Raw genomic sequence first — 25,943 nt, 5'->3', positions numbered from 1 at the left:
TATAGGCGCACTCTGCCACAGACAGAAGCCGGTATAAACCTTACTTTCCTATCTTTCAAGCTGACGCTTGCTGGAATTGGCACAATAATGTTGCCGAGGTTTCATAGGGCCAGTCCCTCCACCTCTCTTGATAGAAAATGTTTTGTATGTAATTTTCAGTATTGAGAATACGTTAATCATAAAGAAGACCCAGATTGATGTCAATGTCTTTTTTCAGAATTGACGTTATCATTCGAAATGTTATAATTCTTACAATATATCTAACTAGGGAGAGGAACTGGGCTATGAAATCGTTCGCCACTCAACAAAACGGCATTTTTAAATCCGTTTGCTCACTGGACTGCCCGGACCAGTGCGGATTGCTGGTACATAAAAAAGACGGGAAAATTGTGAAAGTGCAGGGTGATCCTGATCACCCCGTGACAGCCGGAAATATATGCAACAAAGTACGAAATATGGCTGAGCGCATCTATGATGAAAAGCGGCTGACGACTCCGCTGAAACGAACAGGTGTGAAGGGCGAGGCAGAGTTTAAACCAATTTCTTGGGAAGAAGCGATTGACACCATCACATCCCGCTGGAAACAGCTGATTGATGAAGAAGGAGCTGAAAGCATACTGCCTTACAGCTTTTACGGCAATATGGGAAAATTAACGGCTGAAGGAATGGACCGCCGCTTTTTTTATCGCTTGGGCTCAAGCCAGCTTGAGCGGACGATTTGCAGCAAAGCCGGATCAGAGGGCTATAAATATACCATGGGTGTGAGTGCTGGAATCGATCCTGAAGAAACAATCCATACGAAACTCTTTATCTTTTGGGGAATTAACGCAGTCAGCACAAATATGCATCAAATTACAATCGCCCAAAAAGCACGGAAAAAAGGCGCAAAAATTGTTGTGATTGATGTGCATAAAAATCAGACAGGGCGTCTTGCAGACTGGTTTATTCCTATAAAACCCGGTACCGACAGCGCGCTTGCCCTTGGCATCATGCACATTTTATTTAAAGAAAATCTTCACGATGAAGCATTTCTTTCAGAATATACAGTCGGCTATGAAGAACTGCGCGAGCATGTGAAACAGTATCATCCAGAAAAGGTATCCTTGATCACTGGTATCAGTACCGACGATATCTATCAGCTGGCAAAAATGTATGGTGAAACCTCCCCTTCCTTTATCAGAATCGGAAACGGCCTTCAGCATCATGACAACGGCGGAATGATTGTAAGAACGATTGCCTGTCTTCCGGCGATTACCGGTCAATGGATGCATACAGGAGGCGGTGCCATCAAACATAACAGCGGAGTTTTAGAATATAACACCACCGCGCTTCAGCGTCCTGATTTACTGAAAGGCCGCACACCGAGATCGTTTAATATGAACCAGCTGGGCAGGGTTCTTCTGGAAACAGACCCTCCTGTTCGCTCCCTCTTTATTTATGGGACGAATCCAGCCGTTGTGGCGCCAGAAGCGAACAAAGTCAGACAAGGCCTCCTGCGGGATGACTTGTTCACCGTGGTTCATGATTTGTTTGTAACAGAAACGGCCAAATATGCGGACATTGTACTGCCCGCTGCATCTGCTTTTGAAAATACTGATTTTTACACCTCATACTGGCATCATTACATTCAGCTGCAGCAGCCGGTTATTGAGAAATACGGAGAAAGTAAGTCTAATACCGAGGTATTCCGGTTATTGGCTGAGGCAATGGGATTTACGGATCAGGAGCTCAAAGATTCAGATGAAGACTTAATCCGGCAGGCGCTTCACCACCCCGATAATCCTTATTTAGCAGAGATTACTTATGAATCACTTACTGAACGTTCGTTTATGAAGGCGAAGCGTGAAAAGCCGCTGTTTCCGGGTAAATTGCCGACACCGAGCGGAAAAATAGAATTATATTCAGAAAAAATGAAACAAGCCGGTTTCCCGCCGTTACCGACACATACGCCGCTTGCGCCGGATCATGAATTCCCGTTTATGTATGTTCCCGGGCCGAATCATAATTTCTTAAACTCAACGTTTTCCAATAATGCAAAGCACGTCAAACTTGAAAAAGCACCGAAACTCTTTATCAACACGAAAGATGCCGAAAAACACGGCCTCACTGATGGTGAAGCCGTACGGATTTGGAACAGCCGAGGTGAGTGTGAATTAACCGCCGCAGTCGGAGAACAAGTGCTGCCCGGTGTTGTCGTCAGTCAAGGATTATGGGCAGATGAACCAGGCAAAAATCAGCTTGTTAACGCCCTGACCCCCGACCGCTTGTCTGATATAGGCGGAGGCGCCACTTTTTTCTCAGGCCGAGTGCAGATTGAAAAAGCATAGAAACCGTCCAGAGCTTGCTCTGGCGTTTTTTTGTGTGCACAGTCAACAAAAAAATGAAACCAATGGTATAGAGTGACCGTATAACATGACGATTACATAATGGAGGCATACACATGGACGTTTTTTTAGGAATCGGTATTGCATTGGCTGGATATTTTATCGGAGAAGGATTAAAGCATATTAACAACCCAAAAGCTAACGAAAAAAATGACATCATGCTGATTAAAGAACGAGATATTCACTTTTACATCGGGCATTTTTTAGGAATAACCCAAGCGGAGGCGAAACTCTTAGCAAAGGATCTCACAGACCTCCCTCATATCGAAATAAACGGAAAAAGATATGTGCAAAAACATATCTTAAGAGAATGGGTATTAACATTAGGAGAGAAACAACAAGCGAAAGATTAATGCGAATTTTTCAATAAGACGAGCTATGAAGTTCTATTTACCATCAAAACAAAAAGCAGGATTGGTAAACGCTTTTTGATCAATTTATTGGTTCTTGTTATTTATTTAATTTAAAAAAGATCACCACATTAACGAAAGCAGCCCACATATGCAATTATTGATTTTACTTATCAAGTATAGGTATTGGTGTCTTCGGTAGAGGGGATGCCAAATGCAATTGAATACAGAGTCACTATCTAACATCCAAGCAGCTGAAAGACCAGTCGCAGGATTCATTTAGCCCTTCTTCTTGAGCAGGATTTTTCATTTGAAATGTTCCTCTACCATTGCTGTGCCAACATGCATAAGGAAGTCACAACATTCTTACCTCATAATCATTTGCACGTATAAAAAAGCGGCGGAAAATTTAGATTTTCCCGCCGTTTTTCAAAGCTTTTATTCAGGAAACTGAACATGCCCGGGAACTGTGTACGCCCCAGATGTTCCGTTTGCAGGAAGCTTTGGAATCGTATCTTTTACAACTTTTCCTCGAATGTCAGTGATTCTGACTTTAAGAGAGCCCGTTCCTAAATTGGTGCTGAGGAAATGATTATAGTCTGTTTTCTCCATGTTGATCCACTTTCCGTCTTTGTAGTATTCCATTTTCATAACGGGATACTTGTGATTTCTAACTTGGATTGCCGCCCACCACTGGCTGCTGCCTTCTTTAATCCGGTATGTGAAATTGCCAGTGATTGGCGCTTTGATCACACGCCATTTGATTTTGATTTTTCCATCTTTCATAGCACCGATTTTGCTGAAGGCATTGGGTGAAAGATCAAGGGCTCCTGGGGCACCCTCAGGATATAGATCGGTAACATAGACGATCGTCTTCCCCTTTGGCCCTTCCACTTCAAGATAAGAGCCGGCAAGAGCGGCTTTCACACCCCCGTAATTAAGATCCTTTGGGTTAATTGCCGTAATCTCCATGTCAGATGGGATAGGGTCAAGAAGGAAAGCTCCTCCTGAATAGCCTGATCCGGTATAGGTTGCATAGCCTTCGTGCAAATCGTTATAGGCTGCCGAAGCCTGCGGGCAAAAACAAAGAATCATCAACATAACCACGCTAATAACAGCACTGATCTTCTTTTTCATAGACATCCTCCTAGTCCAAATTTCGAATGAGAATCATTATCATTGTAATGCTGATTCGATATGGATGGAAAGAGGACATAGATTCATAGATTGATTTATGTCTAATTCACTATTCTATATCTATCAAAAGGTGCGTTTTTTACGACTATGCACTACTTATGTTCAGATGCACATATGAGCCAAAGTTCTTGTTTCATTAAAATGGGTGGCTATAGTGGGGATCTGAAGTATATCAGCTCAAAAAATCCCCATCCCCGCTTGAAATCGCAAGCGGGAGAATTTCACTTTACTTTTTGCAACTTGGCCAGAGCAGTAAGTATAATACCTAAAATGAGCACAATCGGAACCCAAATAATGATGTAATGAAAATGCGGTTCTGCAAAAGCTACAATAATAGCCCCCACACAATATAATATGATGGCCAGCGCCCTTAACACAGCATCTCTCAAGAATGTTTTATTCTGTTTAGAGAAAAGCAACCGGCCGGAAAGATCCTCTAAAAGAGAAGCCAATGTTCCGGTCAAAACAGTTGAAGAAATGCCTGCAATCCCCAGTTGTTTAGCTGCTGTTGTTTGTATCCCCATGGCAATACTCAAAAGGATAATAAGGATGTACACGGGAACGAAAGCAGTAGATATTGAAAGACAAGCAAAAACAAATAAAATGAATGCTTCAATTGCCAGAGCTTTTGTTACAGCGGATGGCCAAAATGTTTTCTCTGCCTTTCCAACAATGATTGTTGAAATAATCACCCCAAATATGAAGCCGATTAGCGCAGTCAAAGAATGAAAAACAGTGACCTGAAGAGATTTTCCGATCGCTAATCCCAATAAAACGATATTTCCGGTCATATTAGCAGTGAAGACGTGTCCTAGGCTTAAATAGCCGATCACATCCACGATTCCCGCTGTTAAACAAAGGAGTGAAAGCAAGGTGTTTCGATATGCTGAAGCAGTCAATGGTGTATCAATCCTTTCGTGCTGTTCCAATTGTAACTCTATTATTTGCATCAAATAACATATAAAATCCCGGTTTTGATCAGGAATATAGACTCTATTCTTACTTTTGTTCAACTGTAATAATAATCCATATGAATTCATTTACATTTGAAAGGAAGCTGAGTGGCTTTGAAACGATTTTCCTTATTATTTGCCATGTTAAGTTTATTATTGCTTCTCTTGCCTGAAAAAGCTTTAGGCGCCGTAGATTTTCCAAATACCTCGACGAATGGCATTTTAGGATTTGCCGGAAATGCAAAAAATGGAAAAGGAGTCTCTAAAGCCAGCACATCCGGCGGAAAAAACGGCCAGATCGTTTATATCCAAAGCCTAAATGATTTAAAAACCCATCTGAGCGGATCAACACCTAAAATTTTAGTGCTTCAAAATGATTTAATCGCTTCTTCAAAAACAACGGTAACGATTGGTTCAAATAAAACACTTGTAGGTTCTTACGCTAAAAAAACGCTGAAAAATATTTATTTAACAACATCTTCTTCATCCGGAAACGTCATCTTTCAAAATCTGACCTTTGAACACAGCCCGCAGATTAATGGAAATAACGATATACAGCTTTATCTAGATTCAGGCTTCAACTATTGGATCGACCATGTTACATTTTCAGGACACAGCTATAATGCTGGCGGAAGTGACCTGGACAAGCTGTTGTATATCGGTAAATCAGCTGATTATATCACCATCAGCAACTCAAAATTCGCAAATCATAAGTACGGTTTAATTTTAGGATATCCTGATGATTCCCAGCACCAATATGACGGCTATCCGCACATGACCATCGCCAACAACTATTTTGAGAATTTGTATGTAAGAGGCCCGGGGCTGATGAGATATGGCTATTTTCATGTCAAAAACAATTACAGCAACAATTTTAACCAAGCAATTACCATCGCGACAAAAGCAAAAATATACTCTGAATACAATTATTTTGGAAAAGGCAGCGAAAAAGGCGGAATCCTTGATGACAAGGGCACCGGATACTTTAAGGATACAGGAAGCTATCCATCCTTGAACAGGCAATCCTCTCCGTTGACAACGTGGAATCCAGGCTCCAATTACAGCTACCGGGTTCAAACTCCGCAGTACACAAAAGAATTTGTCACAAAATATGCCGGATCACAAAGTACAACATTGGTTTTTGGCTACTGACACAAAGAGGGCTTGCATAACGCCAAGCCTCTCTTTATGGCTATGTATTCTGCGTCTTGCTTGTGTCTAAAACTCACATGTGCGCCACAATGTTGCTTGTCAAACATTGCACAAGATGAACATGCTTACGGACCAAATTTTTTTCGAAAATGTTCACTCCATTTTCATTGAATGAACACACGGACCTCTGAATTGCTTTTCTTATTATACAACTAGGTCATTATGGTTTCATCTCAAACAAAAAGAACCCATTTCTAAAATGGATTCTTTTATTTTAATGTACATTCTATCATCTATAAACCAGGCCGCCATCAGTTAAAATAGCTTGACCGGTGATATAATCTGAATCATCTGAAGCTAGAAATGAGACTAAATTGGCCACATCTTCAGGAGTTTGATATCTTTTTAGAGCAATGTCTGAAGAGAATTTTTCAAAAGCTTCTCCTGGTTTTAAATCATCGCTATGTTTAACCATTTCTTCATCAATACGATCCCACATTTTTGTTTTTGCAACACCAGGACAATATGCGTTAACTGTTATTTTATATTTGGCTAACTCTTTAGCAGCTGAATGTGTAAAAGATTTCACAGCGTGCTTCGTAGCGGAATATGTGCCAAGCATTTCAAATGATTCGTGACCTGCTATACTGCATGCGTTAATGATTTTGCCTTTTGTTTCTTGCTTAATGAACTGATCAGCAGCTGCTTGAGTACCAAATACAACGCCATTGACATTAACCTTGAACAATCGATTCAGTTGTTCTTCTGTTATTTCTAAAAATGGAGAAACTGCCTCAATGCCAGCATTGTTTACAAACACATCCAAACGACCAAATGTATCTGCCGCTGCTTTAACTAAATTGAATTGGTCATCACGCTTGGATACATCCCCTTTTACTCCGATAACATGAAAGCCTTTTTCTTTGAAGTCTGATACAGTTGCATGCAGCAGTTCCTCGTTAATATCATGCAGAACGACACTAAAACCATCCTTGCACAATCTCTCTGCTATCCCTCTCCCTAATCCGCCTGCGGAACCAGTAACTATTGCTACCTTGCTCATAAATATTCCCCTTTCGCAATGAGATATAGTGACGATATATTTATTTTAACAAATCAGTGTTTCTCTACATAATGTAAACTGCTGTCTCAACTCAAAAGAAAGCTTGTATTATATTAATTAATTCAAGTTGAAATCATCGTGTGTAACGTAATAAAGTTCTTCACTTCAGGATTGATCCCTTAATTGAGTTGATCTATATGACGTGTGTAACCATGACCTCATTATTGTTAAAGATATGGACACCGAGCTCTTATCCGTTTTCTTTAGTATTTATGCGCTGTAATACAATGTATTGGAATTCATTAGACCGTTACCCAAAGTTTCATTGCTACGGCCTTGCCCCTAAATGGAGTTTTCCTTGCTTAAACATACCTTTGAATTTCAAATAGGCATGGTGTAAATGCCATTGAGTTTAATTGGTCTTGATTCCAAAGCATGCGTGATGAAGTCGTTCTTTAACTGATGAAGAAGATCATCGACCTGGTCAACTTTTTCATCAGTTAACATTCTATTTTCTTAGCAAGCTTATCATCATATGTATTGCCGATGTTGCCGTCCTCTTGTTTCCTTTGTAATTCTTTAAGCTGCAAGCTTTTTCTGACTCTTCTTGGTTTACATTCTTCAACTGAGATAACATTATTTAAAATTAAGATGTATCGTTTAACAAATATCAGATTCTTCATTTTTCATTTATATAATGTGGTTTTAAAGAGGAGAAAGTCCCCCTCTTTTACACTTGTATTTCTCCATAACATAATCTGTCACATAACTCATAGTTACCGCCAGTTTGATACATGCAACGTTGATAACATCGTTGTGGATCATAAGAGATTGTTTGGTATTGAGGCACATGATAATTCAGATAGTAAGGTGTTTGTGTATACCAAACCGGATATTGTCTAAACACATCGAACCCTCCATTCGCTCCTCTAGTTTACTGTATTGTATTTACCTCACAGCCAAATGTCATTTGTCCATACAAAATTAGGCATTCTTTAGAGCCATTGATCTTTTCAATATATTTAGTTATTTTTTTATTCTTTAACAATTGATCAATTCAATATCACTTAAATCAACTTTGACTCATATGAGCAATACACTTCTCCTCAACCATTTCTTAAAAACATGTCAGCAAACTTGGAAATCACTGTCGTTATTGAGTTTCACCTTCTCTTTCCTCCTTTTAAATCTAGATAAAAGTCTTTTTTATTTAATCTTAATCTCTTTCCTAATTATGTAAAAATAGATCAAAAAAAAGAAATTGTGGTGTATTTATGCTTGACTCAACTTTTCTCTTGCCATTCATGTTTGTACTTTATTTTTGTTTTATTCTTTATAGAATTATTAAACGATTTATATTTAAGAAAGAACGAATGTCCAATGATAAGCATCTTGTTATTGTTTGTTTAATCGTTTACTTCTTTGAACTGATAAGCGTTACAATATTCCCTTTACCTATAGATCATCATTTAATTGCGAACTGGAGGAACGATTCTTATCATCCATTTTTGTATGGAAATAACTTTATCCCGTTTTATTTCTTTGTAGATATTTATCATATAGGCTTGCAGTTTTTTGTGATAAGATCTCTTGGCGGAAATCTGATTTTACTGTTGCAAATTGGCTTGTTGTTCCCTCTTTTATTTGACGAGTTAAGGAACCTAAAAAGAATGTTATTAACTGGATTTTTTACTTCATTGTTTATAGAACTAACGCAACTTTCAATTTCTATGTATGTAAGAAACTCTTATAGAAGCTTTGACGTTGATGATTTAATCCTTAATACGTCAGGTGCTGCAATAGGCTACTTGCTGTTTTGTATTCTTCGATCGTTATATAAAAAATTACGATTTAAAAAATGATTCTTTCATAAACATCTGATCTGTAAACAAGATATGTAGCCCTCATCAAGTACACAATGTAAAGAACAGCCAATGTAACAGACTTTTTGTTGAAATTGAATTAGAAAAACATAATAGGAAAAGGTAAGCATTCACTTGCGAGAAATGATGTTTATTGGAAGATCGCAAGTGAAAGGATATAATCAACATAACTAATCGTTTTAAGGTGATACGAAAATGGACAGTATAATGAAATCTCATTTTGAAAATCTAGAAGCAAAGGACAAAAGCCTGCAATTAGACGGCTTTCAGAATATTATTAACGCCACAAAAGAAAAAGTAGACTGGGCTTATGAAGTGTGGGATCAATTAATAGGATGGCTGACCGATCCGGATAACCACAGGCGAGCGAGAGCTGCACAGTTTCTTGCTGGTTTAGCAATCAGTGATCCGGATAAACGGATGCTGCGCGACTTTTCAGCGTTATGGGAAGTGACCAGGGATTCAAAATTTGTAACTGCTCGGCATAGTTTGCAAGCAATCTGGAAGGTTGGTTTAGCTGGGCCAGAACAAAAAGAACTGGTGCTTACTCATATTATTGATCGCTTTAAAAATGGAATGAACGAAAAACATTATACATTGATTCGCTACGATATGATTGTAGGTTTAAAAAAATTATACGATGAAGATAAAGATGAGCATATTAGGGAAATAGCAATGGACTTGATTGAGATCGAGAAAGATAGCAAATATCGAAAGAAATATTTGTCAGTCTGGAAATAACCACTTTTATGCAATGCTCTGCAAACGTTAAAACAGCACTACGTCTTCGTGTGAGTGCTGTTTTTTTATGCTAAAGCATCATTACAAATTACACTTGCAGCCCTCGCCCATCATGCTGCTTTTATACAGCAACAAGCTGCATTGATTGTGTAAGCGATGTTCATGCTCTTTAGGCGTGGTAAAAGAACATCTGTGTTTATTGATTTTTTTCAGGACCGTTCCAATCGTAAATCCATTTTCTCTACGCCTTAAAGTTTGTTTCATATCAAAATTGCCCAAGCGTTGTTTATGGCAGTACCATTATTAAAATAAAAGACCAAAGAACTTCTTATTTAGCGAACGTAATGCGTAATTATAAAAATAGACAAATGAGGGATTAATGTTGGACAAAGAATTGTACTCATGTTTAGTATGCGGGTATAAAGGATTAACAGAAAACCTTTTGTATAATGGAGAGTATCAAAAAACATTTGATATTTGTCCATGTTGTTGATTTGAATTTGGTTACAGTGAAGATCATGATGTGAGATTAGGTTTTATTGTAACACCAGATCATCTGATTGAAGCTGCATTTCAATTGTATCGTAAACAATGGATTGAGGCTGGTATAAAAATTTTTCACCCTGAAGATATCCCAAAAGAATTTAAAAACGGTGACTGCTTAAAAGCTGAAGTTTTGTTAAAACAATTGAAAAACCTAAATCTTGATATAGATAATTTTGAAATCGACGGGTTAAATGAATAATTGAAGCTAACTTTATCTGCATTTAGATTGAATCGATTCTAGAGAAGCAGGTGTATCCCCTCTCGCTATTTAACTCTTCAAATTGTTGTATACGGTAATTGTAGAGCTTTCTGTTAAGCGATCATAGGCGGGGGATGCCAACCTTTATAACCATTTGAATTTTTCAATTGTTGCTTTTGGAGGATCAGATTCTTTAAGAGTGTTAAACCACACCTTCATTTTTTTACCTGCCACAAGGTCTTCTTTGTTTTCAATTTGATTTAATCCCAATATCACAACATGATTTTTATATTTTCTTATTAGTCTATCTTGGGACAATTCAAAGTCCTCTTTTTCAGGAGCATGTTTGCCCTCAAGAAAAACGGCTGACTTTTCATCCTTAAAAAGGATATAACCAACAAGGTTCTGCATCTTTGGCGTTTTTATTTTATTTTCTTCCTTATCATTGCAGCCTGAAATAAAAGCAAAGAACGCTAAGACCAATATCCCGATTTTACGCATTTATCTCTCCCTTTTTGGTGTATGTTTTATAACAGTGCAAATCATTTTAGAGGTAATTTATAATCACGCGACACTAGAGTACTGGACCCGGAAAGACAGTACAAGTTTTAGATTTGAAGAACAGATTTACCACGGGTAAACTCTCTTCAACTCCGTTTTGCCTTTCCGTTACACATCATTTCCTAGTGCCCGCATATAAAAAACGATTGAATATTTAGTACATGGTACAATAAGATAAAAAAACTATTTCGTTAACCAATAGATTAATTTACTGACATCGCATTGTGCCTATTGTGAAAAACTTGTAAACTTTTTGGGTAGCCATAAAATAAGGAGCGGTTTTTGTCTGAAAACTAGCATTTTTTCTTTTCATCTTATGTATCATCATTGCGAAAGTCATGAAAAATATTGATGTAATAAGCACTGCAGCATCCTTTTGCTCTTTAATTCTCGTTTTCATTTATTTTAAAGATGAGTTTAAAAAGCTAAAGCTAAAAGCGATGTTTCTGAAAGCAGACCTATATTTTGGACGTTCATCCCTAAACTTTCCATTGCAGATTTATCTTTTATACCATGGTTTCTCTTGTAATCTTATTTTATCTGTATGTTTCTCCCTACCGGTCTTCCACTCCACCTTAACAACTACATCATGTCCAATTACTTCATCTTCAGGCATAAAATCAAACGTAGCAATGTGGTCTTCCATTTGTCCTCCGCCTGGCATTTCTTCACCTGTGTACTCTGATAAATCATAATCTTCTCTGTCATCGTACTTTTTACCATCTATATACAATATGATTTTTTCAACAATGGTTCTTTTCGCTTCTCCCTTGTTCCCCTGCCAGTATAAATTCAAGAAGTAATTAGGGCCAATCGAAGTTTTATCTGATTTTTCAATGGTAGAAACCCATAATCCGTTCCTGCTGCTTCCCTCATATTTCACTTTGTCTCCTGATATCATTGCAAAGAACGCTACTAAACAAATCAATAATAGAGCTGTAATGATTAGTGATTTTTTGATTTTATTTTTGTTTCTCATGTTTCCCCTCGCTTTCTTCATTTTATTAGTAGAATAAATGGGCAAAATGTTACTTGAAAAAGAATATAAAAAAAGCTGCTCATAAAGCAGCCCAATCATGTCTTTTCAGTTTTGCAGCCATATAAGACTTTCTTCATTGTTCTCAGCTTTGAATACGCAGCGCATCTATATTTGCTAATGACTGATCAGGTGTTGATTACCTGCCTTAGCATCAAACGGAAAGAAGTTTACTTACAAGCTATGTAGGTCACTATATTGTCTAAGTAACCTCTTCTAACTGAATGTAAAGGTTTGTTTTAATTGGCGTCCTTCTTTTCCTTTTTGTGTCCAAATAATAACAACCTCTAATTCAGATGCCTTTTCAGCCACCATAAAATGGTTAAACTTCAGCGGGGCACCATCGTTTAAACTTTCGGCTAAGCTTATTAAATCCTCCTCCTGTCTCGAACAATTTTCGTTAGGACAGCCAAAAAGTGAAAACCTCGTGGTGGAATCAGGATCATTTCTATACAATTGTACATCCACTGTAGCTGCGGCTTCCCCTATGTTTTTGATTTCCATTGAATATACGTTATATTCCCCCTTTTTTGGACTCGCTAATTCCTTTGCATTTTTTGCTTCAGTTATTTCGACTGACCATTGTTCTGTTTTTTGTTTAATTGGCAACTCTGTAAATGTCAGGGCTTGAGTCTTTGTTTGAACAAAAGTCAATGCAAATAATAAAACACATAAGGAAAGTAAATGCTTCTTCACTTCGTATCTCCTTCTTTCTTTTTGATTAGCTTCCCCAATATAAGTGTCCGGTATGACGCATAATATAAAAAAGCCCTCATTTAGAGAGCTTTCATTACAAATGCAATACAATTCCATTAGTCTGCGGAAATCTAAACAGGACTTTCAGCAACATAGCATTACAATAGCTAAATGTATGTGGTATAGATTCAATACAATTGAAACAAGCTTGTTTCTTTGTCGATCGAAGCAGCCTTTTGAAATGCTTCCTTTTGAGATTTCGCATTTGTCATTTGTTCATATATGAATGTGAGGACGAAGATAAGCGCAGCGTTTCCATCTATATAGTCGCCAGGGGCTATGTAAGAAGAGCTTTTGCATTGTCTAAACGCTTCTGCAAGCCTTTTGTCACCTAATGTGCATCCAGTTGCTAACACATGCACCCCTCGTAAATCTGCATACGCCCGAACTTCTTCAGGACCGAAATAACATGAACGCGGCTCGTTTTTTTCATAAGCGTCTTGCCCCAATTCCGGCAATATAAATTTTCCATCTTCTCCATGAAAACTTAAAATCAAATAGTCGGTTTCTCCCCTGTTCTCGCCCGAAAGCACATTAACTAAATCATTAGGTCGTCCGACCCAATGCATGTGTACTTTTGCACCATAATATTCTAGTGCGGAACGTAATGCAAATGATTCTAACTCACAATTTGGTCCTGCCACTAAAGTAATGCACATACTTGACTGACTCAAAACAAATAGCCTCCCCAAATTTATTAGTGCCCTAAATTCTAGCTTCACAGATTAAAATGTGATATCAAAAGATTCCGTTAGTTATTTCCCAAACGAAAAGAACTTCGACAAATAATAACTACAAATCGTTTTGTTTGAGCAGATCAGTGAAGGACATGCCATATGCACACCCAATGTTATCCCATCATTTCCTTAGCCAATACTAATGGCGGCCTTCATGTAATCGTTGAATCAAGAACGTATAAAGTTTGCTTTCTTCCACAATTCCATATCAAATATTTCTCGCACTTCATTGGGAGTCTGATGCAGAATTGTTTTCTTGATAAACCTAATCGGGTTTTCACTATCATTTTAGTACAGATATCGATTGTTGAAACACAATACCGGAACCATTCGTTAGGCTCTTACTTGAATACTTATTTTTCATACGGTGCTATCGATATGATCGGCGTACTTTTGGATATGGAAGCATATATGGGGATGTCCCATGTTGAAGTGTTACGGGAATCCATCTTTTATACATCGCCAACTCGCTTTTATGAAATAACAGGCGGCATGGATCGGCTTCCTCAAGCCTTTCTTCCTCAATTAAAAGAACATACTGTCTTCCATCATAAAATGGTAAAAATATCTCAAAACCAAAACAATGTTACGGTTAACTGCATTCATCAACAGACAGCAAAACATTTGGCAGTGACAGGCGATCTCGCTATCATAACCATTCCATTTTCAACATTGCGTTTTATACAAGTTGAACCATATGATTCATTTTCCTATTATAAACGGCGGGCCATTCGTGAACTCAACTATATTGCCGCAACAAAAATCGGAATAGAGTTTAAGAGCCGTTTTTGGGAAAAAGCTGGGCAGCGCGGCGGCAAATCGATAACTGATCTTCCGATTAGATTTTCGTATTATACCAGCATTGACATTGGATCCAATGGACATGCTGTATTTGCAGCGAGTTACACATGGGCGGATGAGGCACTGATATGGGACAGTCTTTCAGAGGGAGAGCGCCTCCGCTATACGTTAATGAATTTATCGGAAATCTATGGTGATGTTGTATGGTCAGAGTTTGTGACCGGCGCTTCTTTTAGCTGGACCCAAAATCCATATTCAGCCGGGGGTTTCACAGCTTTCGAACCTGGACAGGAATTACAGCTGTTTCCATACATCCCTGCTCCTGAAGGGAAAATACATTTCGCCGGAGAACACTCCTCACTTACTCACGGTTGGATGCAAGGAGCGATTGAATCCGGAATACGAACGGCGTATGAAGTGAATCGTATAACTTCAATCATTCGTTTTTTATATCCGTTTTAACGACTCCTTTAGATAGATTTGATATTGTTTTTAAAACAGCAATTATATCGTGTAGCTAATCAAAAACACCCCTTCATATTTAATGTGAGGAGTTATTTGTGCGTAGACAATACTTCCAATTTGATTGTAAATCAAGAGTTTGGACTGATACCAAATCAGGATTTGAATCAAAACTTAAAAGGATGATTTACTGCTTGAATTCTCTCCCAGATTGAAGGTTGCGTTGTAATGAATTGACATGTTTCCAAGTTATGAGTGAGTCTTGGTTATATCAAATTTCTTGCCTTTTCGGAATAAAGCATTCCCAATGCTACTTCACACTAAACGCGCCGCCGCTATTGAGCGTCATACTGGTGTGCCCATAATCCTTCCGCATTCATATTCATAGCTAGGGAACCGATTTGAGCTGTAGTTTTGTCATCAAATGCCTTTGTTGATGATTAGCCGTTAATTGTTCTTTCGTTGATCCCCTGACAAAAAAAACACACTCTTTACTAACCATACTAGTTTTTTCGAAAGCTCTTCAAGGCTGTATTTAGATCCTTTGTGTGAGTGTAAATTTTCTTATACACATCGAATAGTGTTTTATATTTTTGAACATTTTGTTCCTTTGGATAAAATGTAGCAGCCTCATGAATGAACTGCTCTGCACACTCTTCAAGAGATTCAAACCACCTACTTCCAAAGGCAGCTAGCATCGCAGCCCCCAAGGCTGGACCTTGTTCATTTTCTAACTTGATTACCCTCGCATTGAAAATATCAGCTTGCATTTGAAGCCACGTTTCATTTTTAGCTCCTCCACCAATAGAAACCACAGTATGCACTGATTTTCCCGCTTCTCGAAATAGCTCAATTGATTCATGTAAAGAGAATGTAATGCCTTCCATTATTGCCCTCAAAAAATGCTCTCTTTTGTGGGCTCCATCCATTCCGATTAAGCTTCCCCGAATAGAAGAATCAGCATGTGGCGTTCTTTCACCTACCAAATAAGGAGTGTATAGCAGTCCATTTGCTCCTATTGGAATAGATTCCACCCCCTGCAATATTTGCTCAAATGATTCGTTTGGGGCAAACGTTCTTTTGAACCAGTCCAAGCTGTACCCTGCAGCGAGCGTGACTCCCATCGTATAAAAAGAATCCTTTTTTCCATGATTAAAAAAGTGCACTTTCCCTTTAAAGTCTCTTTCTTCGCCTTCTTCGTATGAAAGTATGACCCCTGACGTTCCAATACTGCATAATGTTTTTCCGGAAGAAAGAATGCCGGCTCCAACCGCACCACAAGCATTATCTGCTCCCCCAGCGTACACTTTTGTTTTTTCCGACAGCCCTGTCTCCGCCGCAACGTTCGGAAGCAGCGATCCTACACAATCATGAGATTCAACAAGCGGAGGACAAATATCTGCAGAAATGCCAAATCGATTGCAAATATCATCGCTCCACTCCTTGCGAGTAATATGTAAAAGTAACGTTCCTGCTGCATCGGAGTATTCGGTGTGAATGGCACCGGTCATACGAAATCTCACATAGTCTTTCGGAAGCAAAAAAACAGCCGTTTTTTTAAAAAGTTTAGGCTCATGTTCCTTCACCCATAAGATTTTAGGTAATGTAAACCCTTCTAAAGCACGGTTTTTTGTGATGTTAAGCAGATGATCACCGAATTTCTCGGTCATCTTAATACATTGAGGCGTGGTTCTGGTGTCATTCCAAAGAATCGCATGCCGTAACACCTGCCGATCCTGGTCAAGCAGTACTAACCCATGCATTTGTCCTGAATAACTTATCCCGTCAATATCCTTGGCTTGAACGTTGGATATGGACACCAATTCAGCCAATGCACCAATTGTTTGCTGCACCCAGTCTTCAGGATTTTGCTCACTATATCCCGCCTTCTCTTGAATGAGCGGATAACTTCTGGACGTTTCTGCACAAACCTTGCCGTTTTGATTAACTAAAATCGTTTTAACAGCACTCGTTCCAAGATCTATTCCAATGATATACTTCATTTTTTCACCCCTTACCCTTATAAAAAACCATTCACTCTAAATAAATGCCCAGTTATAAAAATTACCCGTCATAACAATAAGCAAAAGTTAAGGGATCATGACGGGTAATCTCAGGTATTGGCTATCATGCTATACCTTTTTATAGCAGTTCTCTTTATCTGTTATACTTCTAAAATGTATTGGTTCAATATAGCTTTTAATCGCTCCTGTCTTCCTGATTCGTTTTTAATTGCTTTATTATTTAGCGCATATTGCTCAAGAGTATGGAAATTAGCTCTTCCTTCTGTAATTTCAAGACCAATTCCTTCAGTAAAGCTGCGATAACGATGTTGAATCACATCATCAAACACACGATCTTCGATCAATTTATGGGCTACTCTCAATCCTCTTGCAAATGCATCCATCCCTGCAACATGGGAATATATTAAATCATCAGGCTCAAAAGAAGACCTTCTCACCTTCGCATCGAAGTTTAATCCGCCGCTTCCAAGGCCGCCATTTTGCAGGATTTCGTACATTGCTAATGTCGTAGAATATAAATCCGTCGGAAATTCATCTGTATCCCAGCCTAAAAGAGGATCACCCTGATTCGCGTCAACAGAGCCAAGAAGACCATGTACTCTTGCCATCCGTAATTCATGTTCAAATGTATGCCCTGCTAAGGTGGCATGATTGGCTTCGAGATTTAATTTAAAATGATTGTCTAAACCATATTGCTTTAAAAAGGCAATGGTTGTTGCTGCATCTGTATCATATTGATGAGTGGTCGGCTCTTTTGGTTTTGGCTCAATCAAAAACTGCCCTGTATATCCGATTTCCTTCGCATAATCCACTGCCATATGCATGAATCTCGCCAAATTATCAAGCTCCAATTTCAAATCTGTATTTAACAATGTTTCATATCCTTCACGGCCGCCCCAAAATACATAGTTCTCGGCGCCAAGCTCTTTTGCTGTTTCTAACCCTTTTTTTACTTGTGCTGCAGCATACGCAAACACATCTGCATTGCAGGAAGTCGCCGCACCATGGACGAAACGGGGATTCGTGAACATGTTTGCAGTATTCCATAATAGCTTAACGTTGCTAGTTCTCATATATTCTTTCATCATGCCCACGATGATATCTAAATTTTGATTTGTCTCTTTTAACGTACTTCCTTCTGGTGCAACATCTCGGTCATGAAAAGCAAAGAATGGTGCATCTAGTTTTTCAAACATCTCAAATGCTGCGTCTACTCTCGCCTTCGCCAGATCCATTCCTTTATAGTGATCCCATGGTCTTTGCATCGTAGCTGCCCCAAAAACATCTGTTCCGTCAGCGGTAAATGTATGCCAATAGGCAATAGAAAATCGCAAGTGCTCTTTCATCGTTTTTCCGCCAATTACTTCTTGAGAATTATAATATTTAAATGCTAAAGGATTAGTGGAATCTTTCCCTTCGTAAACCACTTTGTTTACGCTTTCAAAATAGTTGACTGAACTAGAATAAGATTGAGACATGTTATTTCCCCCTTAAAAATCATTTCAAATACATGTGCGTTTTATTTCATATTGTAAGTAAGTTGTCTATTAGTTTGTTGTACGAACAAACTAACTTATTTTCATCTTATATAACCTCATCAGTATTTTCAATATTTTTTTTGTTTTTTATAAACACATTAGATATAGTAAAGGTAAGATTAGCTATGTACTATGTCTCATACTGAAAACAATACATTTCAACTTAATTTAAAGATTATACAAATGGAGTGGATGAAGTGGTTATCGCTGATCAAACCTTTGTCAAAAAAGTAAATCAAAAGTTATTATTAAAAGAAATTCTTAAAAATTCACCTATTTCAAGAGCAAAATTATCTGAAAAGACTGGATTAAATAAATCAACTGTTTCATCACAGGTAAACACGTTAATGAAAGAAAATCTTGTATTTGAAATAGGTCAGGGACAATCAAGCGGCGGAAGAAGACCTGTCATGCTTGTTTTTAATAAAAAGGCAGGATACTCCGTAGGAATAGATGTTGGTGTGGATTATATGAATGGCATTTTAACAGATCTTGAAGGAACGATCGTTCTTGATCAGCACCACCATTTGGAATCAAATTCTCCAGAAAAAACCAAAGACATTTTACTTGATATGATTCATCAATTTATTACGCATATGCCACAATCTCCATACGGGCTTACTGGTATAGGCATATGCGTGCCTGGACTAGTTGATAAAAATCAAAAAATTGTTTTCACTCCGAACTCCAACTGGAGAGATATTGACTTAAAATCTTTCATACAAGAGAAGTTCAATGTGCCCGTTTTTATTGAAAATGAGGCGAATGCTGGGGCATATGGAGAAAAAGTATTTGGTGCTGCAAAAAATCACGATAACATTATTTATGCAAGTGTCAGTACAGGGATAGGGATCGGTGTTATTATCAACAATGATTTATATAGAGGGGTAAGCGGATTCTCTGGAGAAATGGGACATATGACAATAGACTTTAATGGCCCTAAATGCAGTTGCGGAAACCGAGGCTGCTGGGAATTGTATGCTTCTGAGAAGGCTTTATTGAAATCTCTTCAGACGAAAGAGAAAAAAGTGTCCTATCAAGATATTATAGACCTCGCCCACCGGAATGATATTGGAACTTTAAATGCATTACAGAATTTTGGATTCTATTTAGGAATAGGCCTTACCAATATTCTAAATACATTCAATCCCCAAGCCATCATTTTAAGAAACAGCATAATTGAATCGCATCCTATGGTTTTAAATTCAATTAGAAGTGAAGTGTCGTCCAGGGTTTATTCCCAATTAGGCAATAGCTATGAATTAGTACCGTCTTTTCTAGGAAAAAATGCACCGGCATTAGGAATGTCCTCTATTGTTATTGATCATTTTCTGGATATGGTTACAATGTAATTTATGATAAAAAAGGACAAACCTCTATGTTCTGCGCTCATCTTTAAAGATGAGTTTTTTGTTTTGTTATTTTAATGTTGAAGTTGAATATGAAAAAGGAGCTATAGAAGCCTCCTTTTTCATGTTTAAATTATTTTTCTTCATAACGAAAATATTTAAAGTCGGCTGGAATATGATTACCGCTGGTATCTTGGCATTGCATCCCTACAAAGGCTCCCGTAAAAAATCCTCCTCCACGGATGTAATCATCTGATAATTTTTTCGATTCCAATGCAAAGTCAATTTTGTGCCAATCTTCTTTGTTAAAAGAATAAAAATAATAATAATTTTCCTTTTCAATATTTACTTTTAAATATACATACTTTACTTCACGGGGAATAATAATTTTATTTTTTAATGGTTGTGAAAAAGAAAAGTTATCACATATTGTTAATTCAAGAATACGGCCGAGTTCTTCATCATGCGTGATTTGAAGAGCCGTCCAGTTCTCTGTATTGTAGTAGTTCACCAATCCAGCAGCTTGTTGAAAATTTTCCGGAAAAAACGCTACAGCCGTTTCCGCTTCAAAATCGAGGCTTTGCCAACGTCTGGCTACAAATGCCTGAGTAAATGTCGAGGTTAATGATTCATGACCGTATAATCGTAAATGATTTGGCACCTGAGTCAATGAACCTAATTCTTTCGTGAACGGGATCCTTAAAGTTTGAAAATTGATATTTAATGTTGAATCCTCAAATTCATCAACTTCAGGGTACGTTGGTTCAAACACGGTTTCGGGTATAGAAGGCGCTTCTACCTCCAAGCTTCCTTCTTTTCCACCTACAACATAAGGCCATTCATCTTTCCAATCCAGTTTTTGAATAGCTGTTTCTCTGCCTAAAGGACAATATCCTCTCTGCTGAAAAATTGACACATCGTCAGGATGAATAGGACGGCCCGTTAAATGAGCTAAATACCACTCATCTGTATGTGTTTGAACAATGGATGCATGACCGCATTTTTGCAATGGATTTCCTGGATCATGCCATGACGTTAAGATTGGATTATCGGGATGAACTTCATATGGTCCCTCAATATTTTTAGAACGGGCAATTGTAGCAGCATGTTCGAACCGCGTTCCTCCTTCTGCGGTTAATAAATAATAATAGTTCCCGATACGGTAAAGGTGCGGCGCTTCTGTCAGCTTTCTTTCAGTTCCTTTAAATATCACTTTCGGTTTACCGATTAGTTTTTGCTCCTTATCAGAATATTCCTGCATGACAATGCCTCCAAAGGAGTGCCGATCAATACGCTGATCCCATAACATATTTAATAAATATTTTTTCCCATCCGTATCATGGAACAAAGAAGCATCAAATCCTGAGCTATTTAATTTGATCGGCTCCCCCCAATCACCATGAATCGTGTCACAAGTCACTAAATAATTGTGACAATCTTTCCAGGCGCCATCTACGACCTTCACATCCGTATAGATCAGCCAAAACTTTCCGTCACTGTAACTTAAACATGGTGCCCATACCCCGCCTGAATTAGGGTTTCCTTTCATGTCTAATTGTGAAACTCTCTGTAAAGGATGTGCGACTAAGCGCCAATTCACTAAATCTTTTGAATGGTGTATCTGGACACCTGGAAACCACTCAAATGTAGATACAGCGATATAATAATCCTCCCCTACCCTGCAAATACTTGGATCGGGATTGAATCCTTTAAGTACTGGATTGGTAATCTTCATTTGGGACTCCTCCTCAGTTTATTTTCTTTTTTAAGCTTTGAAATCATCAATATGATCCAAATAAACTTTGTCTCTATTCTCTAATTCTCGAACCATGTTTTTATATTTTTTCTCATCTAAGTTATAGAAATTAATATCAATTAAAGCCAGAGCCAGCAAGAACACGGGAATAATGGTTGTTGTAATTAATATCCCCGTTAATGCCGCCGGGGTTTGTGCCTGATTTGCCACATATCCAAACTTATCAAGAACCAGACCTGGAACAACTCCTCCTAAGGCCATACCAAACTTAAAGAAAAATCCGATGATAGCGTAAATAAGCCCACCCATTCTTTTCCCAGTCCTGTACTCTCCATATTCTATTGTTTCAGGAATAAGCGCCCACATATATCCCCCGGCAGTGAGACTTCCAGCAGCAGCGATTAAGCGACAGAAAAGTATGAGGTATACATTACTTGGCGGAACAAACAGTAAAGCTAACAGGCCGATTATATTCAGTAATAATGCATAGTTTAGTAATTTCTTCTTCCCCAACAATTGATGAAGCCTTGGAATAAACGGTAAAATGACCAAAGCGGGCAAACTTCCTATCAAACCGTACCACTTCACCAAATCCTCTCTTTCTAAGTTATACGTTACGTAATAAATGCCAACCGAATTACTGATGGAATTCACTCCAAAAATAATAATAAAGAAAATACTTAATACAACAAGTGGACGATTAACACGAAACTGCTCAAATATATCCGTAAATTTAATTTTTTCTTCGGATGTTTGAAGAGTGACCCGCTCTTTTGTGCTTTTAAAACAAAAGATTAAAAGGCACCCGCCTATCAATCCTAAAATACCCATGGTTAGCTGCCAGCCAAGAGATTCATTGCCGGAAGTATCGCTTAAATAAGCAGCCAGTAAGGGAACAAAAAATGCAACGACAAGTCCTCCGAGATTCGCAAATAACATACGAACTGATGTTATACTAACCACTTCTTGATTATTTCTAGTCATTGCAGATGTTAATGCGCCATATGGAACGTTTATGGTTGTGTATGTAAGCGACAAGCCAACATAGGTCATATAGGCATATATTAATTTCCCCATATCCGAAAAATCTGGAGTTGTAAAACAGAGTAATGCAAGTACTACAAATGGGAATGCTCCGAATAAAAGATATGGTCTAAAGCGTCCAAATCTGCTATTCGTTCTGTCAACTATTGTTCCAATAAAAGGATCAGCAAGAGCGTCGATGATTCTAACCACTAAGAACATGGTACCGGCGGCGGCTGCCGATAAACCAAATACATCTGTATAGAAGAACAAAAGATAAGTAGACACCGTTGCATAAATTAAATTACATGCAAAATCTCCAGAAGCATAGCCAACTTTTTCAGTCATGCTAATCTTCTTTACATTTTCACTGAGCATGATTTCTCCCCTTTTCGATCCTTTCATAAGGAACAGTATGAAAGGATATAATGATTTCTCGATTTATGGGCAGCAAACGTTTGTAAAGCGCTTTCAAAAGAGCGTAAAAAAATTATAGTGATCTACTTTCCCAAAGCATTTTCATCATCTAAATGGTGATCAGTAAACAGGAAATTCATCTTTTTTCTATACCCGCAAAGGATAAAAACCTCATTCTTTATATTGTTTAGTAGCTCCATTAAATCGATCCTCTTATCCCCCTTCCATCCATATATAGCAAGAACCATATATTATGGACAATTAAAGTTCAGCTAATTAGTTTGTTGATCAAACAAACTAACTTGAGTTAATATTATAAAATACTGTCGGCTTTTTCAACATTTTTTTCAGAAAATTCAACCTGATCTGAGATAAATATTGGTTTTATCTTCTTTTTGTATATTCAGTTTTTAACTATTTAAGTAATGTCGCGTATCAATTAATGACGCTGGGTCCTTTTTTGATACAGTTCGCTACTTACTGTAAACACTCCAAAAGCTAAAAAACAGTTCTCCTATGTAACCATGTGACGAAAATGCATCTAATCGAAATAAAGAATGGGTTAAAAGCGGTAAGCTTCAATTAGAGTTTGATACAGGTGATTGCAGAGATCAGTATGGAAGGCGCTGTTAGCTTAGGTTTATGTTGATGGCAAGTCTGTTCATGAAACACTTTTGAAAGACGGATTGGCCAGAGTAGCTTATATGTCCGCAACTTTAAAAATTGAGTAATACTTCTACCGCGCGTTAACTGGAAAAACAGAACCGTTTGCAAATTGCTTTGAGTGAAACCCGAATGGAGTACCTAGTTCCCACCCTGCTTACCAACCTTAAATGGACAGAGATCATGACAACTTTGCCTGTGAAAGATAATTGAAAGCTTGCAGCTTTCTTTTATTCTTTAAACCAAAGAGACGCTCAGTAAGATTTTAGGGGATAGCCTCTTTAAACAACCATCTAGATTTTACACTGAAAAAGCTTTTGAATAATGAACGACACCTTTTACATTTTCGAGAGAATCCTTTGATAACTCTAAAGCCATAAACACTTCGTCAGGCACCTCAAATGGGGCTTTGATATTCCATAAACTAGCTGGCTTAAAACCAAATTTTGGATAATAATCTTTATGCCCTAACACAATGGCTGAACGAAAACCAAGCTCTTTTGCTTTTTTTAAAGCAACATGAATTAATTGACTCCCGATTCCTTTTCTCTGATACTCAGGTGCAACAGAAACCGGAGCAAGCGCTAAAGAATCGACTGCGTTATCACCATCCACGATTTTTATTCTAGATAAAAGAATATGCCCGACGATCTCTTTTCCGTTTAAAGCGACTAATGAAAGCTCAGGAATAAATGCATCTGATTTTCTAATCTTATTTACAAGGAAATGCTCCTTCTTGTCGCTATATTTTTCATTTAAAAAAGCTTTTTTAACAATGTCTTCAGTCGTATTATATTCATGCGTGAGTTCTTGTCTAATGAAAAATTCCATTTTTTAGTCTCCTGTTCTTTTTGTTAGTTTACTTTATTCTATAATAGGCACTTCCCTAACGAATAGTTATCCTACTTTAATTAACCTTCAGATTATTAACGTAAAGCCCCTGTCAAATCATCCTGTTATAAAGATTACAAAGAAACCATTTTACAACGCTAATAAGTTCTAAACAAAATTCTTCAGTAATAATTGTTATTTGGGAACGGTATTCTTTTTCCAAACATCTCTCAGCTGTTAAATCACTTAACACATCTCCATCTATGTCTCTACGTATTTTAATATTAAGGTATTGTACTTTGATCAAATGTCTCTTCACTACTGCCACATTGGTATAAACTTATATTTGTTATTAAAATTGAAACAAAAGAGAATAATAGAAATTAATTCTGTATCAGCTTATTTAATATGTTAATTTTCTTTTGGTCTTTATTATTCTTCTTTGTTCTTCTATAGCTATCTAATAAAGACCTATTATAAACCTTGAGGTAATCATCAATAGTTAGCAAATAATATTTTGCCCCGTCATCTTCAAATATCTCTAAATTATTATAGTCTACATCTGCAAATGGTTTTAAATCTTCTATGTAAGCAATTCCTATTTTAATATTAGTTTTCCTAAATTCATGCTCATGTAAATCAACCATTTTGTATCCTTGCAGGTCCATTATTTTTTTTAGTTTTTCCCACTTTTCCTCTAAAAAAATTAAAGGAATAAGAATATCAATATCTTCTGGGGAAAAGTCCAACCCAGTTACCTTTTCAAGACCTAAAGAGCCATATAATAATGGAATAATGTCTAACTCTTTATTAAGAGTTTTAGCTATATTTATAAATTCATTATACAATTTCATTTTTTATATCCCCAATTTTTGGTCATTAGTTATTTAAGAATCAACTGCTCCTTGGAGTTTCTTAAGTCCTCAAATTCTTCCTTATGGTGAATACCCCAAAACTCATTTTAGGCATTTGTTAATTTGGTCCAATGAGAAAAAATTAATTGAGCATTAAGGTCATTTACAATTTCACTTTAAAAGGATTCTTTTATCTTAATGGCTCTCCCGAAGCTATATGCCAGTGTAGATGCTTCGAATCCTGATACTCTCCCAAGTTTGTAAGTACTCTACAAGAACCGTTCTCTTTTGTTACCATAGCTGCAACCTTTTTTATCACACCAAGCAACTCAAGTAATAGCTCGTTATCCCCTTCTTCCAAAGTTATTAAAGAAGAAATATGCTTTTTAGGAATTGCAACTATATGGACGGGCCAAAAAGGTCTTGTATGATGATACGCCAATACATTCTCGGTTTCTAAAACTTTATTTACTTTTGTTTTTCCACTTAATACTTCATCGCAATAAAAGTCTTCACTCATTATTAATCCCCCTTACAATATTTAGATTTGATCATCATAGCCAATATACAAATTAACCCAATGCTCTCCTCTAGGATTTGGTTCTTTATTGGTTCTATACCATCCGTTAAAGTGGACAGCCAAATGAATATTATTCTCTCTGCTTTT

General features: G+C 37.5%; 20 protein-coding genes, 5 pseudogenes and 1 riboswitch. Of the genes and pseudogenes, 9 read left to right on the top strand and 16 right to left on the bottom strand.

What is annotated here, in order from left to right:
- Window positions 1-45: 45 nt before the first annotated feature.
- Window positions 46-137, bottom strand: a riboswitch (SAM riboswitch).
- Window positions 138-284: 147 nt separating this feature from the next.
- Complete coding sequence (locus M1D69_RS10755) at window positions 285-2,327, top strand: molybdopterin oxidoreductase family protein (protein ID WP_458103785.1); 2,043 nt, start codon at window positions 285-287, stop codon at window positions 2,325-2,327.
- A 113-nt stretch (window positions 2,328-2,440) separates the two neighbouring features.
- A complete protein-coding gene (locus M1D69_RS10750; RefSeq protein ID WP_059336530.1) occupies window positions 2,441-2,737 on the top strand; it encodes a hypothetical protein in 297 nt (98 codons plus the stop codon).
- 435 nt (window positions 2,738-3,172) lie between these two features.
- On the opposite strand, the gene M1D69_RS10745 is transcribed toward M1D69_RS10750, so the two are convergent.
- Both M1D69_RS10745 and M1D69_RS10740 read right to left on the bottom strand, forming a co-directional pair.
- Window positions 3,173-3,871 carry an expansin EXLX1 family cellulose-binding protein gene (locus M1D69_RS10745; protein ID WP_044155645.1) on the bottom strand — a complete coding sequence of 233 codons (699 nt, stop codon included), beginning with the start codon at window positions 3,869-3,871 and terminating at the stop codon, window positions 3,173-3,175.
- A 281-nt stretch (window positions 3,872-4,152) separates the two neighbouring features.
- The gene (locus M1D69_RS10740; protein ID WP_458106166.1) at window positions 4,153-4,830 is read right to left on the bottom strand and encodes a YoaK family protein; all 678 of its coding nucleotides are present in this window, start codon (window positions 4,828-4,830) and stop codon (window positions 4,153-4,155) included.
- A 195-nt stretch (window positions 4,831-5,025) separates the two neighbouring features.
- On the opposite strand from M1D69_RS10740, the gene M1D69_RS10735 reads away from it, so the two are divergent.
- Window positions 5,026-6,036 carry a polysaccharide lyase family 1 protein gene (locus M1D69_RS10735; RefSeq protein WP_458106167.1) on the top strand — a complete coding sequence of 337 codons (1,011 nt, stop codon included), beginning with the start codon at window positions 5,026-5,028 and terminating at the stop codon, window positions 6,034-6,036.
- A gap of 289 nt (window positions 6,037-6,325) precedes the next feature.
- Here M1D69_RS10735 and M1D69_RS10730 read toward each other — a convergent pair whose 3' ends face one another.
- The gene (locus M1D69_RS10730) at window positions 6,326-7,099 is read right to left on the bottom strand and encodes an acetoin reductase (protein WP_458103786.1); all 774 of its coding nucleotides are present in this window, start codon (window positions 7,097-7,099) and stop codon (window positions 6,326-6,328) included.
- A 185-nt stretch (window positions 7,100-7,284) separates the two neighbouring features.
- Window positions 7,285-7,671, bottom strand: a pseudogene (locus tag M1D69_RS10725) (thymidylate synthase); the annotation flags it as partial.
- Between the two features lie 702 nt (window positions 7,672-8,373).
- Between M1D69_RS10725 and M1D69_RS10720 the strand changes: the two are divergent.
- The 3 genes and pseudogenes from M1D69_RS10720 to M1D69_RS10710 all read left to right on the top strand — a co-directional run bounded on the left by M1D69_RS10720 (window position 8,374) and on the right by M1D69_RS10710 (window position 10,468).
- Complete coding sequence (locus M1D69_RS10720) at window positions 8,374-8,961, top strand: VanZ family protein (protein WP_458110427.1); 588 nt, start codon at window positions 8,374-8,376, stop codon at window positions 8,959-8,961.
- A 216-nt stretch (window positions 8,962-9,177) separates the two neighbouring features.
- Window positions 9,178-9,723 (top strand): hypothetical protein, encoded by a 546-nt coding sequence (locus M1D69_RS10715; protein ID WP_458103788.1) that lies wholly within the window; start codon window positions 9,178-9,180, stop codon window positions 9,721-9,723.
- Between the two features lie 379 nt (window positions 9,724-10,102).
- Window positions 10,103-10,468, top strand: a pseudogene (locus M1D69_RS10710) (hypothetical protein).
- 144 nt (window positions 10,469-10,612) lie between these two features.
- Here M1D69_RS10710 and M1D69_RS10705 read toward each other — a convergent pair.
- The 4 genes from M1D69_RS10705 to M1D69_RS10690 all read right to left on the bottom strand — a co-directional run bounded on the left by M1D69_RS10705 (window position 10,613) and on the right by M1D69_RS10690 (window position 13,495).
- The gene (locus M1D69_RS10705) at window positions 10,613-10,969 is read right to left on the bottom strand and encodes a DUF3221 domain-containing protein (RefSeq protein ID WP_458103789.1); all 357 of its coding nucleotides are present in this window, start codon (window positions 10,967-10,969) and stop codon (window positions 10,613-10,615) included.
- A gap of 559 nt (window positions 10,970-11,528) precedes the next feature.
- Window positions 11,529-12,008 carry a DUF4944 domain-containing protein gene (locus tag M1D69_RS10700; protein ID WP_458103790.1) on the bottom strand — a complete coding sequence of 160 codons (480 nt, stop codon included), beginning with the start codon at window positions 12,006-12,008 and terminating at the stop codon, window positions 11,529-11,531.
- A gap of 273 nt (window positions 12,009-12,281) precedes the next feature.
- Window positions 12,282-12,761 carry a hypothetical protein gene (locus M1D69_RS10695; RefSeq protein ID WP_458103791.1) on the bottom strand — a complete coding sequence of 160 codons (480 nt, stop codon included), beginning with the start codon at window positions 12,759-12,761 and terminating at the stop codon, window positions 12,282-12,284.
- Between the two features lie 188 nt (window positions 12,762-12,949).
- Window positions 12,950-13,495 carry a delta-aminolevulinic acid dehydratase gene (locus tag M1D69_RS10690; protein ID WP_458103792.1) on the bottom strand — a complete coding sequence of 182 codons (546 nt, stop codon included), beginning with the start codon at window positions 13,493-13,495 and terminating at the stop codon, window positions 12,950-12,952.
- Between the two features lie 366 nt (window positions 13,496-13,861).
- Between M1D69_RS10690 and M1D69_RS10685 the strand changes: the two are divergent.
- A pseudogene (locus tag M1D69_RS10685) lies at window positions 13,862-14,821 on the top strand (flavin monoamine oxidase family protein); the annotation flags it as partial.
- A gap of 252 nt (window positions 14,822-15,073) precedes the next feature.
- Here the strand turns inward: M1D69_RS10685 and M1D69_RS10680 are convergent.
- The 3 genes and pseudogenes from M1D69_RS10680 to xylA all read right to left on the bottom strand — a co-directional run.
- Window positions 15,074-15,191 (bottom strand): annotated as a pseudogene (locus M1D69_RS10680) (glycoside hydrolase family 11 protein); the annotation flags it as partial.
- A gap of 133 nt (window positions 15,192-15,324) precedes the next feature.
- Window positions 15,325-16,824, bottom strand: coding sequence for a xylulokinase (gene xylB / locus M1D69_RS10675; RefSeq protein ID WP_458103793.1), 1,500 nt, complete (start codon window positions 16,822-16,824; stop codon window positions 15,325-15,327).
- A gap of 161 nt (window positions 16,825-16,985) precedes the next feature.
- On the bottom strand, window positions 16,986-18,323 hold the full coding sequence (xylA, locus tag M1D69_RS10670) for a xylose isomerase (RefSeq protein ID WP_458103794.1): 1,338 nt from the start codon (window positions 18,321-18,323) through the stop codon (window positions 16,986-16,988).
- A gap of 257 nt (window positions 18,324-18,580) precedes the next feature.
- Between xylA and xylR the strand changes: the two genes are divergently transcribed.
- Window positions 18,581-19,735, top strand: coding sequence for a transcriptional repressor XylR (gene xylR / locus M1D69_RS10665; RefSeq protein WP_458103795.1), 1,155 nt, complete (start codon window positions 18,581-18,583; stop codon window positions 19,733-19,735).
- A gap of 130 nt (window positions 19,736-19,865) precedes the next feature.
- On the opposite strand, the gene xynB is transcribed toward xylR, so the two are convergent.
- Together xynB and M1D69_RS10655 are read right to left on the bottom strand one after the other, a co-directional pair.
- Complete coding sequence (gene xynB, locus M1D69_RS10660; RefSeq protein WP_458103796.1) at window positions 19,866-21,467, bottom strand: xylan 1,4-beta-xylosidase; 1,602 nt, start codon at window positions 21,465-21,467, stop codon at window positions 19,866-19,868.
- A 30-nt stretch (window positions 21,468-21,497) separates the two neighbouring features.
- On the bottom strand, window positions 21,498-22,889 hold the full coding sequence (locus M1D69_RS10655) for an MFS transporter (protein WP_458103797.1): 1,392 nt from the start codon (window positions 22,887-22,889) through the stop codon (window positions 21,498-21,500).
- 501 nt (window positions 22,890-23,390) lie between these two features.
- Between M1D69_RS10655 and M1D69_RS10650 the strand changes: the two are divergent.
- A pseudogene (locus M1D69_RS10650) lies at window positions 23,391-23,635 on the top strand (thermonuclease family protein); the annotation flags it as partial.
- Between the two features lie 256 nt (window positions 23,636-23,891).
- Here the strand turns inward: M1D69_RS10650 and M1D69_RS10645 are convergent.
- From M1D69_RS10645 to M1D69_RS10635, 3 genes are all read right to left on the bottom strand, one after another.
- A complete protein-coding gene (locus tag M1D69_RS10645) occupies window positions 23,892-24,422 on the bottom strand; it encodes a GNAT family N-acetyltransferase (protein WP_458103798.1) in 531 nt (176 codons plus the stop codon).
- A gap of 383 nt (window positions 24,423-24,805) precedes the next feature.
- The gene (locus tag M1D69_RS10640) at window positions 24,806-25,276 is read right to left on the bottom strand and encodes a hypothetical protein (RefSeq protein ID WP_458103799.1); all 471 of its coding nucleotides are present in this window, start codon (window positions 25,274-25,276) and stop codon (window positions 24,806-24,808) included.
- A gap of 190 nt (window positions 25,277-25,466) precedes the next feature.
- Entirely contained in the window at window positions 25,467-25,796 is a 330-nt protein-coding gene (locus tag M1D69_RS10635) for an HIT domain-containing protein (protein ID WP_458103800.1), read from the bottom strand.
- Between the last annotated feature and the right edge of the window lie 147 nt (window positions 25,797-25,943).

Source organism: Bacillus sp. PK3-037, from assembly GCF_054161355.1.
The sequence above is the reverse complement of the archived record's forward strand: the minus strand, read 5'-3'. Positions and strand labels throughout refer to the sequence as shown.

Coding starts and splice junctions, on each gene's coding strand:
- xynB (WP_458103796.1), bottom strand. CDS start 21,467: ATGAAGATTACCAATCCAGTACTTAAAGGATTCAATCCCGATCCAAGT.
- M1D69_RS10635 (WP_458103800.1), bottom strand. CDS start 25,796: ATGAGTGAAGACTTTTATTGCGATGAAGTATTAAGTGGAAAAACAAAA.
- M1D69_RS10730 (WP_458103786.1), bottom strand. CDS start 7,099: ATGAGCAAGGTAGCAATAGTTACTGGTTCCGCAGGCGGATTAGGGAGA.
- M1D69_RS10655 (WP_458103797.1), bottom strand. CDS start 22,889: ATGCTCAGTGAAAATGTAAAGAAGATTAGCATGACTGAAAAAGTTGGC.
- M1D69_RS10715 (WP_458103788.1), top strand. CDS start 9,178: ATGGACAGTATAATGAAATCTCATTTTGAAAATCTAGAAGCAAAGGAC.
- M1D69_RS10645 (WP_458103798.1), bottom strand. CDS start 24,422: ATGGAATTTTTCATTAGACAAGAACTCACGCATGAATATAATACGACT.
- xylA (WP_458103794.1), bottom strand. CDS start 18,323: ATGTCTCAATCTTATTCTAGTTCAGTCAACTATTTTGAAAGCGTAAAC.
- M1D69_RS10750 (WP_059336530.1), top strand. CDS start 2,441: ATGGACGTTTTTTTAGGAATCGGTATTGCATTGGCTGGATATTTTATC.
- xylB (WP_458103793.1), bottom strand. CDS start 16,824: ATGAAGTATATCATTGGAATAGATCTTGGAACGAGTGCTGTTAAAACG.
- M1D69_RS10640 (WP_458103799.1), bottom strand. CDS start 25,276: ATGAAATTGTATAATGAATTTATAAATATAGCTAAAACTCTTAATAAA.
- M1D69_RS10720 (WP_458110427.1), top strand. CDS start 8,374: ATGCTTGACTCAACTTTTCTCTTGCCATTCATGTTTGTACTTTATTTT.
- M1D69_RS10735 (WP_458106167.1), top strand. CDS start 5,026: ATGTTAAGTTTATTATTGCTTCTCTTGCCTGAAAAAGCTTTAGGCGCC.
- M1D69_RS10705 (WP_458103789.1), bottom strand. CDS start 10,969: ATGCGTAAAATCGGGATATTGGTCTTAGCGTTCTTTGCTTTTATTTCA.
- M1D69_RS10700 (WP_458103790.1), bottom strand. CDS start 12,008: ATGAGAAACAAAAATAAAATCAAAAAATCACTAATCATTACAGCTCTA.
- M1D69_RS10745 (WP_044155645.1), bottom strand. CDS start 3,871: ATGAAAAAGAAGATCAGTGCTGTTATTAGCGTGGTTATGTTGATGATT.
- M1D69_RS10755 (WP_458103785.1), top strand. CDS start 285: ATGAAATCGTTCGCCACTCAACAAAACGGCATTTTTAAATCCGTTTGC.